The organism is Enterobacter sp. PL1 (assembly GCF_945957325.1).
GTDB lineage: Bacteria > Pseudomonadota > Gammaproteobacteria > Enterobacterales > Enterobacteriaceae > Enterobacter > Enterobacter roggenkampii.
Genome location: NZ_CAMFKT010000007.1, coordinates 15,660 through 32,921, shown reverse-complemented (window position 1 = coordinate 32,921; position 17,262 = coordinate 15,660). Strand labels below are relative to the sequence as shown.

The following is a 17,262-nucleotide window of genomic DNA, read 5'->3' as shown; positions in this document are numbered from 1 at the left end:
AAAAAAAACGGGCAATTTCTTGCCCGTTTCTTGTCTCACCGTTTAGCGCTCCGCTTCGGGGAGGGCGTTCAGATGGTAGGTTACGCGCTCCGAAAGCCCGCGAATGTCACCGCCAGTGATAAAGAAGCTGTCATCTTTTTGATTTGGATTACTGACGTCGTAGCCCAGCATCTTGTTGATGAGCGTTGCCACCTGATAATGGTTGAGCGGCATCTGCGGGCTGATCTCCTTCATGGCGTAAGCTGGATCGTTGCTGAAGTAGAGGAACGGTACCTGAGCAATTGGCATTTCTACAACCGAGTGGCCAAACAGACCGTTATCGCCCACGCGTTCCCCGTGATCGGAGGTGATAAACACCAGCACCGGCAGTTTGGATTTTGCCAGCGCGGTGCGAATCGCGGACGCGAGTTCTTTGTCATACAGGCGGACCGCATCGTCATACTCATTTTTCTTCTGCGCCACATCATCACTCAGACGCGGCGTAGAGAACTTCGCGAAGCCCTGCGGGATATTACGCTCGTACGGGATATGTGGAGCACGGCTGTTGAGCACCATCAGGAACGGTTTGTTCCAGTCCAGGGTTGCTTTCTCAACGGATGGCGTCAGAACAACGTCTGCGCCGACATCTGGTGCCGGGCGGATCTGGGTATCTTCCCACAGATCGATATCATGGATGCCAATCCAGTTGCTCAGCCCTTCCAGCCCCTGGGCGGAGATAAAGGCGGTCTGATAACCCTGTTTCTTCGCGTTGGCGAAGATATTGGTGGATTTCGATTTATAGGCCCCGTAGTTATCCGGCTCGCGCAGATTATTCACCAGCATCGGGATGGCCACGCGGGTGGACACGGCGTTGGAGACAATCAGGCGGCCCTTACCTTGATACTGCTGGAGCAGCGCTTTCAGCTCAGGCGTGGTATCGCGTTCGTAGCCCAGAGCGCTGACGTGGTGCGGATTAAGGCTTTCACCTATCGCCAGAATAATCGAATATTTACCCGCGCGCGTATCCTTAACAGGTTTGACCTGGTAGGGATCGTAGTGGGTCAGATTCTGGTTTTCGCCTGACATCGCTTCCGGGATCAGGCGTATGGCGCTGAAGCTCATTGCAGACAGGCCGTTACGCAGCAGGGAGTGGCGCAGGTCCGGGTTGAACTTGTACATCTGCCCGTCGATCGCTTTGTAGAACTGACCGACAAACATCACGACAATCGCAAGCAGGCAAGGAAGCGCAATCCATTTGTGCCAAAGCGGCGCCAGACGACGCGCAAAGACCAGCGCAAACACGACCGCCACAATCATGATGGCGAAGTAGATGCCCAGTGAACCCAGGCTGTCGGTGATCCCACTGGCAATGTCTTTCGTTTCCACGAACGCCAGCCAGACTTCGCTCGGGCCATAGAACTGACCGTAGAACTGGTAGTACACCGCTTCCGAAATCTGAACGATAAACGTGACGGCCAGCAGCAGGCGAGTCAGGAAGAAACGCGCGCTGGCTGCGGCAAGCAGGGAAATGATCAGATACAGCGAGATATCACCGGACTTCGGCTGGTAGACGTGATCTTTCAGCAGAATGATGATTTCTGAAAGCGAGAACAGCAGCAGGAATGCCAGCGTCAACCCCAGGGTGCGCAACAGATTGCTGCGCGGGGTGAACGAAGAGTGTGTCGTTGTTTTGAACATGGAAGGACTCTATTCCGATCAGAACTTTTTAGTCAGCGGGCGAATGGCTTTACCAAAACCAAAGCGCAGTGCGCGAACTACCGTAGGACGATTGTGCAATCCTTTACGCCAGATATCCTCAAACAGGGCATACCAGCGTGCAGCGACCGCTTCGCGGGAATAGACCTGTAGGCGTTTTTCACCCTGTTCGCGCATCTGACGATACAGTTCAGGGGAGTTTTTCAGACGCATGATGGCATTGAAGGCTTCATCAGGGTTTTTGGCGATCAGGTAGTCCAGCTCGCTTTCGCGGATCGCGCGATAAGACGGCTCGTCATCGCAGACCATCACCGTTTTCCCCAGCCAGTTGTTAATGAGCTTACTGGCAGGCTTACGCGCCAGTTTGTGATCGTGTGATTTGCGGAAGCTGATGCACACGTCCACGTCCTGGTAGTTTGTCCAGTTATCGAACGAGATGCGGAGCTCAATACCTTGTTCGGCAAGACGTTGCTTAAAATTCCCTTCGCGGTATTCGTCCGGGAAACTGTCTACACGGCCGAAGAATGCGACGGTTTTGATTGTCTCGTCGGTGCGTTCGCGTGGTTTTACGCCCGGCTGTGGCCAGTAGGGGACGAAAATACGATTGCTATGGTTGTCTACTTCCGGATTCTGGTCGACGACAACATCGGCGCCAATCACGGGAGGGCGGTCCGCACGCGCGACCACGGTGAAGCCACGCCACGGCTTCACGCGGGAACCAAAGTCGTCGTTATGCATCAGGTTAATGGCATCTGGCCTGCATTCAGAGCCAAACGAACACTCGATTGCGTCACCATAATAGTGCTTTAGCGCCAGGGTAGTCTGGAACGTCCAGCCACCGCGGCCGCCACAATAAAATCGCTCCGGAATATCGTCAGGATTGACCTGGTTATCCAGGAGAGTCTGGAAATCTGCGTAGTTTTTAGCGATGAAATCCGCGCGGGAAACCGCGTGTAATTTAAGTTTGCTCATAATTTCCGTTAGCCAAGAATTTTTTTAAGACGGAAGTAGCGACGTCCCAGACGCCACCGTTGGCGGAAGCCGCGCGCATTTTGCCAAATCAGAGTCCAGATACCGCGATCGAAAAGCTCACGGGTGATCTCGCGTTTTTTGGCCATATCTTCAATGTTGTTAATGCTATGCAGGATCCCCAGACCCTCTTTGGCGATCTGCCAGCGGCAGGCGGGCACGCGTTTCACCTGTTCCGGATAGCGTTTGTTGATGGCGTCCAGCATCTCCAGAATCTTCATATAATGGCGCGAAGAGCGCATGCGCGTGTCGTCCGTGCCTGGCGTATGGGAAACGGAAGCGGAGTGGATCAGGTAGTCGTAATAGGTCTCATCAATATACTGCACGCGTCTGGCGGTGAGCAGCACTTCCGTAGTCCAGGGGATGTCCTGATGGCGCAGACCCTGTTCAAAGCTGAAGCCCTGCTCTTTGATAAAGGCATGGCGATAGATGTTCAGCCACGTCACGTGCAGGAACTTGCGCGATTCGAGCGCCATCTGCAGCCAGGTCGGGCCGTCCAGCACGTCGGTTGACGCAAGTTTATCTGAAGGGAAAATCTTCTTCGACGGGCGTCCGTCGTCATAAATGTAGGTACCGTTGCAGGTCGCGACGTCCAACTGCCCGGCGAGTGCAATCTCCAGCAGGCGCGGATACATGCCCGGATAGATGACATCATCAATATCCGGGAACGCGATGTAATCGCCCGTTGCTGCGGCCAGACCGGTATTACGGGCCGCAGAGACACCCCCATTAGGCTGGTCGATGACATTAAAATGACTGAATTCACTGGCGTAGCGGGCGATGATATCTGCAGAGCCGTCAGTAGAGCCGTCATTAACAATAACAAGTTCCAGGCTGTGCAGATTCTGTTTCTTTATGCTGTCAAAAAAAGCGCTCAGGAAATTCTCGCCATTATAGACGGCGACAACGAGGCTTAATTGAGGCGTTCCAGACATGCTTACTCCGTAATTTAACGCGGTGAGATGCGGCTAACGAGCGATACAGCAACGTGCAATGGCTTTTCGACAGCCGGCAGGCAAAAGAGTTCTGATAGGTAACGTTGCGCCGATGCGTATTGTCAACGGCGCTATGTATACGCAATCAGGAGGTTGTTTCTGTTCGTTTAGCGGGCCGTAACGCGCACATTCCCACAAGCAACCCGGTTAACAGCATATATTGTTCCAGGTAGTGATCTTTCAGATTGTGGTCAACCATGGTTCGGGAGAAGAAACCAACCGTAAACAGCAGCAGGAACATGCCCGCCATCATATTGCCATGGCGGAACTCGCGCCAGCCGATGTACCAGCAGCCTGCCAGCAGAATCAGCCAGCCTGCAATGCCCGCGATGCCGTTCTGGATACCAAACTCAATCAGGCCGTAGTGGCTGTGCGGAATATCAATGCGATTGTCCTGCGTGTCGCGACGCAGCACATAGCGGAAGGCCTCTTTGCGAGGCCCCATTCCCGCAGGATGTTCGCCCACCAGTTTCCAGCCCTGATGGAAGAAGCTCGCGCGACAGCCGTTGGAGTGGTTCATTGGACGACCGAGATCGTTAGTCGGTACTGTGCCGTTGGTTTTGTTATAGCAAAAACTGGTGAAAGGCGCGTTCCAGCCGGTTACGGCATCATCTTCCAGACTTTGCCAGCGCGGATCGGTTTTCCAGGAGGCATAGCCCAGAAGCGCAGAAGCGATAGTAATGCCCAAAAGAATGCCACCGGTGAGCAACACCCGGCTGCGACGCATGCTATGCAGGCTAAGCAGAATGAAGGTGGAGAACAGGCTGCCAACCAGGCCGATCGTTCCCCAGCGGGTATCGACTAACGCAGTGCAGACAAGGTTACACAACAGCATAAAGGCGAGGAACGGTGTCTTCAGGCGTAAGAAACGCTGATGAAGCAGGCCGCGCGCAAGCAGTTCGGCGAGCAGGAAACCGGTGATCATATTGACCTGGAAGCTCATGCGCGTGCGGTTATAAACAATCCGCGTTTCGCCCCAGTGGATCACGCCGTCTCGCCAGTAAAGCCAGACGGTATCAAGGAGGTGGATACAGACGACACCCCAGAAAAAAAGGACGACGAGAGTAAAGAACCGGGCTGCCGATAACGAGGGGAAGCGCTCCTGAATCACCGGTAATAACACCAGGCCCGCACAGAAAAGCAATACCGGACGTAACCACTGTCCATCCCAGGTCGACACCATTTCTTTAATATCTGGCGCGACAAAAAAGCCGTTAATCAGGATAAAGAAGGTTAATGCCCACAGCACAATAAGCACGAACTTAATTTTGTTTAAGTCCAGCGCTTTTCTCGCCACTGAAGAGCTAAAGAAAAGACCGAGCGCCACCACAATATTAGGATAAATCAGTCCATTACGATGAAAAGGTAGCTGATCGTTTGGGATTGGCCAGATAAAACATAAAGCCAGTACAGACAGTACTAAAAGACCTGTCAGGATGTTACGAGTATTTGTCATAATTTTGGTACTGGTAAAGGATCTCGGCGTTAATACCGGTTAGTTAACAATGCCATATGCAGATTCCACTGATTTTGAGTGGAATAAAAGCCTGAGAAAATTACCACAGAAGCCATTACTACAGAAGGACAATGTTTGTAAGCAAGATTAATCCGCCTGTGCATTATCGTAATACCCACGTATATAATCGGCGGCCTGGACAGCGGTTTCAGCTAAACGACAGGAAATATATGCATATTGTTCACACTGAAGCAGACGGCGGCAAAGGCGGGCAGCCTCTGCGCATTATCAACGAATCGCTTGGGATGATTCAGCGTGGCCATCAGGTGACTCTCCTTTGTCCGGAAACTGCGCCGCTCCACGCGCTGGCACGCAATGCCGGTCTGACGGTGGTCACGATGCCGTTGAAGCGTAAGAACCTTAAAAACCTGCAGGTGCTGCGTCGCTGGATGAAGGATAACCGTCACTCGATTGACGTCATCAACAGCCATAACTCTGCCGATACCTGGCTGGTGGCGCTGGCGAATCTGACGCTGTCCAACCCTGTACCACTGGTGAGAACCCGTCATGCGTCCGGCGTACCGCGCAACAACTGGACGACCCGCTGGCTCTTCCGCACGGCCTGCGCGCATATCGTGACCACCGGCGAGGCGCTGCGCCATCAGGTGGCAAATATTGGCGTGCCGATGTCTCAGAGTACGTCGGTGCCAAGCGGTGTCGATACGCAGCGTTTCCATCCGGGAGATAAGCACCAGGCCCGGGTTCATTGTGGTTTGTCGCAGGACGATTTCTGGCTGGGCGTGGTATCGCATTTGCGCCCGAACAAAGGCCATAGCGTACTGCTGCGCGCCCTGGCGAAAATCGCCAATCCACACATCAAGCTGGCGATTGTCGGTGAAGGTCCGCACAAAGCGACGCTGGAACAGGAAATCACCGCCCTGGGGTTACAGCAGCGCGTGGTCATGGCGGGACATCAATCCGATCCGGAACGCTGGTTCCCGGCCTTTGATATTGCGCTCAGCCCTTCGCACGATATGGAAGGTGTTCCGCAGGGCGTGCTGCAATCGTTAGCCACCCGTATTGCCACCATTGCGACGGATGCGGGTGGAACGGGAGATGCGGTGATTAACGGGCAGACGGGAGTGCTGGTCGCGCAGCGCGACGAAAACGCGCTGCACGATGCCATAATGAAACTCTATGACGACTCAGCCCTTCGCGAGACGCTCGCGCAACAGGGATATGACTACCTGCGCACGCACTTTACCCGCGAATGTATGCTGGACGCGATGGAGAAAGTCTTCTCCGATGCCGCTCAGCGCAGCAAATCGCGATAAAGCGCCTGTAGCTCTTTCGCCATTCTGTCCAGGGTGAAGGGCTCGGCGGTTGCACGCGCAGCGGCGGAGTAATCGACACCCTGTTCACGGCCTTTCAGCCACAGCGAGATGGCCTGCTGGTAGCCTTCGCTGTCCAGCGCATCGCGCACCCAGCCGTTTTGACCCTCGGTTATCCACTCCGCCGCGCCGCAGCCGTGGCTGGTAAGCAGCGGCAAACCACAGGCCAGCGCTTCCACGCAGACGTTCGGGAAGGGATCGTAGAGCGTCGGCAGGATAAGGGCATCCGCCGTGCCATAGACTTCACGCACGTTGGCAACGGGGCCCAGGAACTTCACTCGTGAGGAAATCCCCAGCGCCTGCGCCAGCTTTTCGAACTTCCGCGCATGTTTATCGCGGCCGGCAATCAGCAGCCAGACGTCAGGATGCGCCACAATGGCGCGCAGCGCGGTGGCGACGCCTTTGCGGCTGAAGCCTGACCCAACATACGCCAGCACCGGTGCGTCAGGAGGAATACCCAGAGCATCACGCTGCGAAAGGGCGCGGACCTCAGGGCTAAACTGAACGGTGTCCACGCCGTTGTAGATCACCGTCAGCTTGTCGTCCGGCAGCCCGAAGCGACGCACGATATCATCGCGCACCATCTTCGAATTACAGATCACCTTGCGCAGCTGCGGATGGGTAAACATCTGCGCCTCGGCCTGCAGAATGTAGCGGTGATAGCGGCTCAGAGATTGCGCCCAGCGCGCCAGCGGCGACAGAATGCGGCCATATTGCTCAAGCCAGGTGGCGTGAACACCGTCGCCCGCCCGGAAGATGGTGGCTCCCGGTATGCGTTCGTGGCTTTGCACAATATCAAACTGCGCAAAATGCGCGGCGGCTTCGAGGGCAAAACCGGATTCACGCGCGATGCGATTGCGAAACGGCGGATTGACCGTCAGCGTTTTCCAGCCTGCGGCATCCTCCCACTGGCGAGCAATTAGCGTGACATCAAGCGACGTATCCTGCGCCAGCACGTTCAGCGCACGTGAGACAAAACGCTCTGCGCCACCGTTGGGGTTGTAGGTCTGTCGGACAATAGCCAGCTTCATGCAGGTGTTTCCGTTTCCAGAAGCATCGTATCAATGGCGCTCAGCACCTGCTGTGGGGTGATGGCCGTGATGCAGTCAGAGACACCGCTGTCTCCGCAGCCCGCTTTGCCGCAAGGCTGGCAGGTAAACCCGGCAACGATTACGCGATAGTTCACCCCCCACGGCGCCCATTTGATGGCGCCGGTAGGGCCAAAGATGGCGACGGTTGGCGTACCGACGGCGCTCGCAAGATGCATTGGCATGGAATCCACGCCGAAGTACACCCGGGCGTGCTTCATGAGCGCGCCCAGCTCTTTCAGGTTCAGCTGACCGCTTAAATCAAAGACCGGCTGGGTGAGGGCTGCGCGCAGCGCATCCATATAGGCCTTCTCTTCTTTTGACGGTGCGGCGGAGAGGACGATCGGCAGGCCGCGCGCCGCCAGGTTATCAATGGTCGCTGCCAGCTTTTTGATATCCCAGGCCTTAAACATCCAGCGCGAGGTCGGGTGAACCAGAATGTAGGATTTACTCGTGAGCCCAAACCCGGCCAGTTTTTCGGCCACAGAGGCTTCTGCCGCGTCACCGGGCACAAAAAGCGTATGTTTGTCTTCATCGGACTGCGGATGAATGCCGATCCGGCGCAGGGCATCCAGATTAACCTCCACCATATGACGGCTGTTGTCCTGAATCGCCGGATAGAGCGTGGTGAACGATTTCACCCAACGGCGACGCGCCAGGCCACCGCGCTTATCCGGCTTAAAGCCGACGGAGACGCGCGGTTTCAGGCGACGCGCCAGGCGCGCGCCGTGCCAGTGTTCGGTCAGGTTAATCAGCACGTCATACTGACGGCCTTTCAGGGTGTTCAGCAGGGCGCGGTAGAGGCGGAATTGTTCAAACCAGCCCTTCTTGCGCCAGTTGCGCCCAATAGTGTGCACCTGGTCGATATGCGGGTGGCTGGTCAGCATCGCCTGGGTATCGTCATAAACCAGCGCATCGACTTCCACGTTCGGCCAGTTCTTTTTCAGCACGGTAAAAACCGGCGAGGTAAGCAAAACGTCACCGTGGTGACGAAGCTTAATAATCAGCACGCGCTTTGGCGGGCGCTCCGCTGAGAAAAAATCAGACATAGGCTCTCTCTGCTGCCAGCAAAGGCTCTAATTGCGCAAATACCGCAGCGGCGCTGAGATCGCTCAGCTGCGATGAGTGTTCCGGGCGGCAGATATATTGATTTTTTCCATAGCCGCCGATCAGGCCCGGGTCCGTTGGGCCGTAAAGCGTAATATTAGGTCGATCCAGCGCCGCCGTCAGGTGGCTGAGACCGGTATCCACGGAGACCACAGCCGTCGCGCCTGCCAGCGCCTGAGCGACGCCATCCAGCTTCATGCGCGGCAGAACGTCCACATAATCAAACCCTGCCGCCAGGCGTTTGGCGCGCGCCTCTTCGTGCGGTGCACCCCACGGGAGTTTGATACGCAGCCCCGCGTTTGCCAGCAGGCCGATCAGTTCGCGCCAGTGCGCTTCCGGCCAGTGCTTGTCGTCGCGGGTCGTTGCATGAAGGAAAATCAGGTAGGGTGCGTCTGTTTGTTGCGAACCGTGCAAAAAATGCTGCGAAATGGCGTAATCGCCCTGCGTTTCCGGCTTTGCATAGCCAAGACTCTTTGCAAATAGCTCGCGGGTACGTTCCACCGCGTGCTGCTGCTTCGCGATGTGATGGCGGCGGTTATAAAACAGGCTCGCCAGCGGTTCGCGGGCGGTTTGCCAGTCCATGCCGTGCTTTACGCCGCGCGCCAGTCGCGTCACCAGCGCGGCGCTTTTGACCAGCCCCTGTGCGTCGATGATGGCATCATAACGCTGCGCCTGTACCGCCTCGCGGAAGGTTTTGCGTTCGGCTTTAATCGGGGCAGAGAACCACGCTTTCCGCCAGCGGCGAATCGCCACCGGGATCACGCGGTCACCCGCTTCATGCCAGGTGGGGATCTGCGCGAAGCCCTCTTCCACCACCCAGTCAAAACGAATGCCCGGTACGGCCTGCATGGCGTCCGTCAGTGACGGCAGCGTGTGCAGAACATCGCCCATCGACGAGGTTTTAACGATCAGTACCCGCATTCGTTATCCTTCTTCGCTCAACAGCAGTTCGTTAAGCTCTTCAAGAACGCGCTGCGGGGTAATGTCGATCAGGCTCTGATGATAACCTTCAGCGGCATCGCCTTTGCGCACCTTGTGGTAGCCGGTGATCAGGCGAATAACGCGCGCTTTATGGGAAAGCGGAGGCGTAAAGTCCGGGCTGCTTGGCCCATACAGTGCCACCAGCGGACGGTTGAGCGCAGCGGCGACGTGCATCAGGCCTGAATCGTTGGTAACCACAGCGTGGCAGGCAGCAATCAGGATAACCGCCTGCTCAAGCTGCGTTTCTCCCGCCAGGTTGCGGCACCAGGCCTGCTGTTCATTACTGAGCGTCGCGAGAATTTCGTTGCCCGCCTCGTGGTCTTTTGCCGAACCGAACAGGACAATCTGGTAGCCTTCGTCGATCAGCTGTTTCGCCAGCTCTGCATAGTGGTAGTGCGGCCAGCGTTTTGCCGGGCCGAACTCGGCGCCAGGGCAGAAGCCAATCATCGGACGTTCAGCCGAAAGGCCAAACGCGCTGCAGGTCTGGGATTTTTCACCGTCGTTAACCTGAAGCTGGGGCCAGAGCAGCGGCTGCGGCAGGTCTTTCGCGCTGCGCATCACGCCTTTGTCATAGGCCAGCGCCACGTAGCGCTCCACCATTAATGGCCAAGCCGCTTTATCCAGCATGCGCGCATCGTTCAGCAGGCCGTAGCGCATTTCGCCGCGCCAGCCGGTGCGATGCGGAATGCCCGCAAAGAAGGGCACCAGGGCAGATTTAAAGGAGTTGGGCAGAACATAAGCGCGGTCATACCGCTTCTCGCGCAGGCTATGGCCGAGCTTGCGGCGTTCGCCAATTTCCAGCGCCCCGTGGCCGAGCGGCATCGGGATAGCTTCATTCACTTCCGGCATACGCGATAGCAGCGGACGGCACCATGCGGGTGCCATCACGTCGATTATCGCCTGGGGATAGCGCGCCTTGAGCGTGCGATAGAGACTTTGCGACATCATCATGTCGCCCACCCATGACGGGCCGATCACCAGAATCTTCATACTTACGCGTCGCGGTTCAGCCAGGCCATATACTCCGTTACGCCTTCGGCAACGGTTTTGAACGGTTTGTCATAACCCGCTGCGCGCAGGTTAGTCAGGTCAGCCTGGGTGAACGCCTGATAGCGGCCTTTCAGCTTGTCCGGGAACGGAATGTACTCGATGCTGCCTTTTTTGTGGTACGCCAGCGTGGCGTCAGCCACCGCCTGGAAGGACTCTGCACGGCCAGTACCCAGGTTGAAGATGCCGGACACGCCGTTTTCCCAGAACCACAGGTTTACGGCCGCCACGTCGCCCACGTAAACGAAGTCGCGCTTAAAGCCGTCGCTGCCTTCGAAGAGTTTTGGACTTTCACCGTTATTCAGCTGGGTGTTCAGGTGGAACGCCACGCTTGCCATGCTGCCTTTGTGGCCTTCGCGCGGTCCGTAGACGTTGAAGTAGCGGAAGCCGACGATCTGCGAGTTCGCTTCTGGCAGAACCTGACGCACATATTCGTCGAACAGGAATTTGGAGTAGCCGTAGACGTTCAGCGGCTGCTCATATTCGCGGGACTCGATGAAGTCCGAGGTGCGCCCGCCGTAAGTGGCGGCAGAAGAGGCATACAGGAACGGAATTTCACGCTCCAGGCAGTAATGCAGGATCTCTTTGGAATACTGATAGTTGTTTTCCATCATGTACTTGCCGTCCCACTCGGTGGTGGAAGAACACGCACCTTCGTGGAAGATGGCTTCGATCTCGCCGAACTCTTCGCCTGCCATAATCTGGATAAGGAAGTCTTCTTTATCCATGTAGTCAGCGATGTTCAGATCCACCAGGTTAACGAACTTGGTGCCGTCTTTCAGGTTGTCAACCACCAGGATGTCGGTGATGCCTTTGTCATTGAGAGCCTTAACAATATTGCTGCCGATAAAGCCTGCGCCGCCGGTAACGATGATCATAACTGTAACCTTTGAAGTGTGGAGCCCGGGGACAATCCCGGACGCTAATGTTTCTATCATATCATTAGTATGGCTGCCCTTCAGCCATTCACCGACATAGCGCAAGGGTACACGTGATTTATGCTGCAAAAACGACAAGAGATGACGTGTCATCTCGTCATGAACTATAGGTTTGGGTAATATGTCCCGAAATTTGCCGAGTCTGGAGAATTGCAATGCGTGGTGATTTTTACAAACAGTTAAACAGCGACCTCGAGACCGCACGTGCGGAAGGGTTGTTCAAGGAAGAGCGTATTATCACGTCTGCACAGCAGGCGGACATCACCGTTGCCGACGGCAGCCATGTGATCAACTTTTGTGCGAACAACTACTTAGGTCTTGCGAATCACCCTGAGCTGATTGCCGCGGCAAAAAACGGCATGGATACCCACGGTTTTGGTATGGCCTCCGTACGCTTTATCTGCGGTACCCAGGACAGCCACAAGCAGCTTGAGCAAAAGCTGGCGAACTTCCTCGGAATGGAAGACGCGATTCTCTACTCCTCCTGCTTCGACGCCAACGGCGGCCTGTTCGAGACCCTGCTCGGCGCAGAAGATGCGATTATCTCCGACGCCCTGAACCACGCCTCCATCATCGACGGCGTACGCTTGTGTAAAGCGAAGCGTTTTCGCTACGCCAATAACGACATGGTTGAGCTGGAAGCTCGCCTGAAAGAGGCCCGTGAAGCGGGCGCTCGCCATGTGCTGATCGCCACCGACGGCGTATTCTCCATGGACGGCGTGATCGCCAACCTGAAGGGCGTGTGTGACCTGGCGGATAAATACGACGCGCTGGTGATGGTCGATGACTCTCACGCGGTCGGTTTTGTCGGCGAAAATGGTCGCGGCTCCCACGAATACTGCGACGTAATGGGCCGCGTGGACATCATCACCGGCACGCTGGGCAAAGCGCTCGGCGGCGCATCCGGCGGCTATACCGCTGCGCGTAAAGAGGTGGTGGAGTGGCTGCGCCAGCGCTCGCGTCCGTATCTGTTCTCCAACTCCCTGGCACCGGCGATTGTTGCCGCCTCCATCAAAGTGCTGGAGATGGTGGAGTCCGGCGCTGAACTGCGCGACCGCCTGTGGTCCAACGCGCGTCTGTTCCGTGAAAAAATGAGCGCAGCAGGGTTCACCCTGGCCGGTGCTGACCACGCGATCATTCCGGTGATGCTGGGTGATGCGGTCGTGGCGCAGAACTTTGCCCGCGAACTGCAGAAAGAAGGGATTTACGTCACCGGGTTCTTCTTCCCGGTGGTGCCAAAAGGTCAGGCGCGTATCCGCACCCAGATGTCTGCGGCGCATACGCCTGAACAAATTGAACGTGCGGTGGAAGCCTTTACCCGCATCGGTAAACAGCTGGGCGTCATTGCCTGAGGACGTGTGATGAAAGCGTTATCCAAACTGAAAGCGGAAGAAGGGATTTGGATGACCGACGTGCCGGAACCGGAAGTCGGTCATAACGATCTGCTGATCAAAATTCGTAAAACGGCTATCTGCGGTACTGACGTTCACATCTACAACTGGGACCAGTGGTCGCAGAAAACCATTCCTGTCCCGATGGTTGTCGGTCACGAATATGTCGGTGAAGTGGTGGGTATCGGCCAGGAAGTGAAAGGCTTCAAAATCGGCGACCGCGTCTCCGGTGAAGGCCACATTACCTGCGGCCACTGCCGTAACTGCCGCGGCGGGCGTACGCACCTGTGCCGCAATACCATCGGCGTGGGCGTGAACCGTCCGGGCTGCTTCGCGGAATACCTGGTGATCCCGGCCTTTAACGCCTTCAAAATCCCGGACAATATTTCTGACGATCTGGCCTCCATTTTCGATCCGTTCGGCAACGCCGTGCACACGGCGCTCTCCTTCGATCTGGTCGGTGAAGACGTGCTGGTCTCCGGCGCGGGCCCCATCGGCATTATGGCGGCAGCCGTGGCGAAGCATGTAGGTGCGCGCAACGTCGTGATCACCGATGTAAACGAATACCGCCTGTCGCTGGCGCGCAAAATGGGCGTCACCCGCGCGGTGGATGTCTCGAAAGAGAACCTGACCGACGTGATGGAAGAGCTGGGCATGACCGAGGGCTTCGATGTGGGTCTGGAGATGTCCGGTGCGCCACCGGCGTTCCGCACCATGCTCGACACCATGAACCACGGTGGCCGTATCGCGATGCTGGGTATCCCGCCGTCGGATATGTCCATCGACTGGAACAAAGTGATCTTCAAGGGGCTGTTCATCAAGGGCATCTATGGTCGTGAGATGTTTGAGACCTGGTACAAGATGGCGGCGTTGATTCAGTCCGGTCTGGATCTGTCCCCGATTATTACTCACCGTTTCTCTATAGATGAGTTCCAGCAGGGCTTTGACGCGATGCGTTCCGGCCAGTCAGGGAAAGTGATTCTGAGCTGGGATTAACCGCGAAAGCGCCTTCGGGCGCTTTTTTTACGGCCTCTTCACGTTTCTTACATCCGCAATCAGATTATTTCGATTTTTCCTTCGCTTTTTTACCCGCACACTTATAAAGTTTGTTGACGATCCGTTTACTTTACAGAGCCTATGTTCAAGCTTACCGTTTGTTTATTGACCTGTAATTCTGCGCGTTTGCTGCGCGAGGTGATTCCTCCGCTGCTGACGGTGGCAGATGAAATTGTCGTTCTGGATTCCGGCAGTACGGATGCCACCCTTTCTATTTGCCGCGAGTACGGCCTCTCCCTTCATCATCACCCCTATGCTATGCATGGCGTGCAGATGAACCATGCGATCGATCTGGCGAGCAATGACTGGGTGCTATGTATGGATAGCGACGAGATCCTGGACGCGGAAACGGTCGACTTTATTCTGACCCTGAAAGCCGGGGATGAACCTTCCGCCGATCGCGCCTGGCGTATCGCCCGCTACTGGCACGTGCTGGGCGAGGAGGTGCGTACAATCTATCCTGTTTCCTCGCCTGATTTCCCGGTGCGGCTCTTCAATCGTACCCAGGCTCGCTTCAACCAACGACCCGTAGATGACAAAGTTGAAGGTAAGATTGTCGCCGTGAAAATGCCGGGGCGGGTGCGTCACGACACGTTTTATAATCTGCATGAAGTGTTCAACAAGCTCAACAGCTACACCACCCGGCTGGTGAAGTACCAGCCGGCTCGGCCTTCGATCGGACGCGGCATCATCAGCGCCATCGGGGCGTTCTTCAAATGGTATCTGTTCAGCGGAGCCTGGCGTCAGGGCAAGGTTGGGGTCGTGACGGGTCTGTATGCCACAGCCTACAGCTTTTTGAAATATTTCAAATCCTGGTATCAGCATCAGGAGAAAAAAGAGCCCGTTGCGAATGAGCAGACGGACTCTCAGATTGCGAAATAAGCGTCAGGCTTTCTTACCCCATCCCTGCCACTGCTGCTGGACGTATTTCACCAGCGTACTGTTACTGATGCTCTCTCCGATGACGGAGAAGAAGCGGGTCGCGTAGACCGGTTCTAGCGGCTGCTTCGCTACGCAGCGCTTCACGCCGCGGAACGGATTACGCGGCGCCGTCGGGGTGGGCTGCGCAGAATTCGGCGTAGAGGTATCCACCTGCGGCTCATTCAGCAGATCGCTCGGGCGCACCAGCGTGATATCGGAAGGTAAGGTCGGCAGCATTTGCTGCAGGACGCGGACGGTAGACGGGTGGGGGTGACCGATGGCAATGGCCGAACCATTGCGGCGGGCCAGCTGTACCGCGCGATTAAACTGCACGCGAATATCGGCTTCGTTCTGGGTATCATCCAGGAACACCTTGCGCTTAATCACCTTTACGCCCGTTCCCTGAGCGGCGCGCATCGCCTGGCTGTTGCCGATGGTCATGCTGTCAAGGAAGTAGAGATTGTAACGCTCCAGCGCCTGCATCACTTTTAGCATCCCGTACAGGCTGGAGGTCATCGCGCTGCCCATATGGTTGTTCAGCCCTACGGCATACGGCACCTTGTTGTAGGCGTCGCGGATGATGCGCTCGATCTCCTCGCTGCTCATATCCGGGCGCAGGGTATCTTTTTCCAGCGGCTGCTTGCTGAGCGGGGCCATAGGCAGGTGGATGAGAACCTGATGCCCGCTGCTGTGGGCTTTGGTCGCCATCTCACGCGCGTGGGGGGCATTCGGCAGGACGGCAACGGAGATGGCCGACGGCATCGCCAGCACCTGGTTTTCATAATGTGGGCGATAACCGAAGTCATCAATCACGATAGCGAGCTTACCGGCGTATACCGGTGCAGCCAGCGCCAGCGCGCTGACGACGGAGAAAACGATTCGACGAAATTGAAGCAAAACTTATCTTCCCAACCACGGCTGTGGATTGACCGCCTGACCCTGACGACGAATTTCGAAATAGAGTGACGGGCGGCCCTGACCGCCACTGCTGCCCACAAGGGCGATGGGTTGGCCAGCGCGCACCTGCGTGCCGACGCTGACCAGCGCGCTCTGGTTGTAGCCGTAAAGACTCATGTCGCCTTTACCGTGCTCGACCACTACCACAAGCCCGTAACCCTGCAGCCAGTCGGCCAGAATCACGCGGCCATCGGCGATGGCTTTCACTTCGCTACCTTCAGACGCACCGATAACGATCCCTTTCCAACGTAGCTCACCCTGCAGCTGTTCGCCATAGCGATGCAGAATTGAACCGCGAACGGGCCAGAAAGCCTGACCGCGAGGAGAGCCGAGGCCGCCGGTACGCGACATCAGGGAACGTTCGCTTTCGCTTGGCTTGTAGGTGGTCCCTTTGCGGGACGCTTCCTGCTGCTTGTCGCGAACGGCCTGCGCCTCGCGAGCCTCTTTTTCGGCGCGCGCTTTCGCCGCGGCTTCGGCACGGGCGATGCTGTTACGCAGTTTGGATTCGTTGGCGCGCATTTCGCTCAGCTGGCTCTGACCTTCCTGAATCGAGGACTCGAGACCGGCCAGGGTTTTCTTACGCTCGTTGCGTGCCTGCTCAAGCTTTGCCTGCTGGGCCTGCTGATCGTAGAGCAGCGTCTGCTGCTGGCTCTGCTTCTCTTCCAGTTCGGCTTTTTGCGTGGAAACCTCTTCGCGCGTCTGCTTCAGCTGCGCGATCGTCTCCTGACGCGCCTGGTTCAGATAGCCAAAGTAGGCCTGCAGGCGCTGGCCACGCTGGCTCTCTTCGCCGCTGAGGATCAGCTGAAGGCCGGTATGTTCACCCTGGCGGAATGCGGCATCAAGCTGTGCGGCAAGGTTGCGCTCCTGCGCATCGCGCTGGCGCTCCAGTTTGGCAATCGACGCGTTCATCTCGTCGATCTGCTTATTCAACTGGGCAAGGGTGTTTTGCGTTTCACGGAGTTTACGCGTGGCAGCGGAGATGGCCTCTTCCTGCTGCTTAAGCTGGGCGAGCAGGGCGGCGCGCTGTTGCTGCTGTTGGCGTACCGCACGCTCTTTGGCGGCGATATCGGCCTGAATGGATTTCAGCTGGTCGCGGTCATCCGCGTGGGCGGATGCGGCGCACAGCAATACGCCAGCGCTGAGTGCGCTGGCGTAAAACAGAGGTCTGACTGATAACCTAAGCGGCTTCACGACCCATGTGATTGAAAAA

Annotated in this window: 15 protein-coding genes; 4 read left to right on the top strand and 11 right to left on the bottom strand. The window is 56.7% G+C overall.

The annotated features are described in order from the left end of the window. Positions 1–42: 42 nt before the first annotated feature. The 4 genes from N6P30_RS08255 to N6P30_RS08240 all read right to left on the bottom strand — a co-directional run bounded on the left by N6P30_RS08255 (position 43) and on the right by N6P30_RS08240 (position 5,175). Positions 43–1,677, bottom strand: a complete 1,635-nt coding sequence (locus N6P30_RS08255; RefSeq protein ID WP_023294799.1) for a sulfatase-like hydrolase/transferase — start codon at positions 1,675–1,677, stop codon at positions 43–45. Between the two features lie 18 nt (positions 1,678–1,695). After that, complete coding sequence (locus N6P30_RS08250) at positions 1,696–2,667, bottom strand: hypothetical protein (protein WP_023294800.1); 972 nt, start codon at positions 2,665–2,667, stop codon at positions 1,696–1,698. An 8-nt stretch (positions 2,668–2,675) separates the two neighbouring features. Then, complete coding sequence (locus N6P30_RS08245; RefSeq protein WP_023294801.1) at positions 2,676–3,659, bottom strand: glycosyltransferase; 984 nt, start codon at positions 3,657–3,659, stop codon at positions 2,676–2,678. Positions 3,660–3,804: 145 nt separating this feature from the next. Continuing rightward, complete coding sequence (locus tag N6P30_RS08240; RefSeq protein WP_023294802.1) at positions 3,805–5,175, bottom strand: O-antigen ligase family protein; 1,371 nt, start codon at positions 5,173–5,175, stop codon at positions 3,805–3,807. Positions 5,176–5,405: 230 nt separating this feature from the next. Here N6P30_RS08240 and N6P30_RS08235 point away from each other — a divergent pair, with 230 nt between their 5' ends. Beyond that, positions 5,406–6,509, top strand: coding sequence for a glycosyltransferase family 4 protein (locus N6P30_RS08235; RefSeq protein WP_023294803.1), 1,104 nt, complete (start codon positions 5,406–5,408; stop codon positions 6,507–6,509). On the opposite strand, the gene N6P30_RS08230 is transcribed toward N6P30_RS08235, so the two are convergent. From N6P30_RS08230 to rfaD, 5 genes are read right to left on the bottom strand one after another with little or no spacing between them, the layout of a single operon-like run. Continuing rightward, the gene (locus N6P30_RS08230; RefSeq protein ID WP_023294804.1) at positions 6,488–7,597 is read right to left on the bottom strand and encodes a glycosyltransferase family 4 protein; all 1,110 of its coding nucleotides are present in this window, start codon (positions 7,595–7,597) and stop codon (positions 6,488–6,490) included. The two genes, N6P30_RS08235 and N6P30_RS08230, sit on opposite strands and share 22 nt — an antisense overlap. Beyond that, entirely contained in the window at positions 7,594–8,703 is a 1,110-nt protein-coding gene (gene rfaQ, locus N6P30_RS08225) for a putative lipopolysaccharide heptosyltransferase III (RefSeq protein ID WP_023294805.1), read from the bottom strand. Before rfaQ ends, N6P30_RS08230 begins: the two co-directional genes overlap by 4 nt. Continuing rightward, complete coding sequence (gene rfaC, locus N6P30_RS08220; protein WP_260629937.1) at positions 8,696–9,682, bottom strand: lipopolysaccharide heptosyltransferase RfaC; 987 nt, start codon at positions 9,680–9,682, stop codon at positions 8,696–8,698. The genes rfaQ and rfaC overlap by 8 nt, the downstream gene beginning before the upstream one ends. 3 nt (positions 9,683–9,685) lie before the next feature. Beyond that, positions 9,686–10,732, bottom strand: a complete 1,047-nt coding sequence (gene rfaF, locus N6P30_RS08215) for an ADP-heptose--LPS heptosyltransferase RfaF (RefSeq protein ID WP_023294807.1) — start codon at positions 10,730–10,732, stop codon at positions 9,686–9,688. A 2-nt stretch (positions 10,733–10,734) separates the two neighbouring features. Beyond that, complete coding sequence (rfaD, locus tag N6P30_RS08210; protein ID WP_023294808.1) at positions 10,735–11,667, bottom strand: ADP-glyceromanno-heptose 6-epimerase; 933 nt, start codon at positions 11,665–11,667, stop codon at positions 10,735–10,737. A gap of 215 nt (positions 11,668–11,882) precedes the next feature. Here rfaD and kbl point away from each other — a divergent pair, with 215 nt between their 5' ends. From kbl to N6P30_RS08195, 3 genes are all read left to right on the top strand, one after another. Further along, the gene (kbl, locus tag N6P30_RS08205) at positions 11,883–13,079 is read left to right on the top strand and encodes a glycine C-acetyltransferase (protein WP_023294809.1); all 1,197 of its coding nucleotides are present in this window, start codon (positions 11,883–11,885) and stop codon (positions 13,077–13,079) included. Positions 13,080–13,088: 9 nt separating this feature from the next. Further along, on the top strand, positions 13,089–14,114 hold the full coding sequence (gene tdh, locus N6P30_RS08200; protein WP_032664678.1) for an L-threonine 3-dehydrogenase: 1,026 nt from the start codon (positions 13,089–13,091) through the stop codon (positions 14,112–14,114). 141 nt (positions 14,115–14,255) lie between these two features. Then, a complete protein-coding gene (locus N6P30_RS08195) occupies positions 14,256–15,056 on the top strand; it encodes a glycosyltransferase family 2 protein (protein WP_008502710.1) in 801 nt (266 codons plus the stop codon). 3 nt (positions 15,057–15,059) lie between these two features. Here N6P30_RS08195 and N6P30_RS08190 read toward each other — a convergent pair whose 3' ends face one another. Beyond that, entirely contained in the window at positions 15,060–15,992 is a 933-nt protein-coding gene (locus N6P30_RS08190; protein ID WP_023294811.1) for a divergent polysaccharide deacetylase family protein, read from the bottom strand. A gap of 3 nt (positions 15,993–15,995) precedes the next feature. Beyond that, complete coding sequence (gene envC, locus N6P30_RS08185) at positions 15,996–17,255, bottom strand: murein hydrolase activator EnvC (protein WP_025910576.1); 1,260 nt, start codon at positions 17,253–17,255, stop codon at positions 15,996–15,998. Between the last annotated feature and the right edge of the window lie 7 nt (positions 17,256–17,262).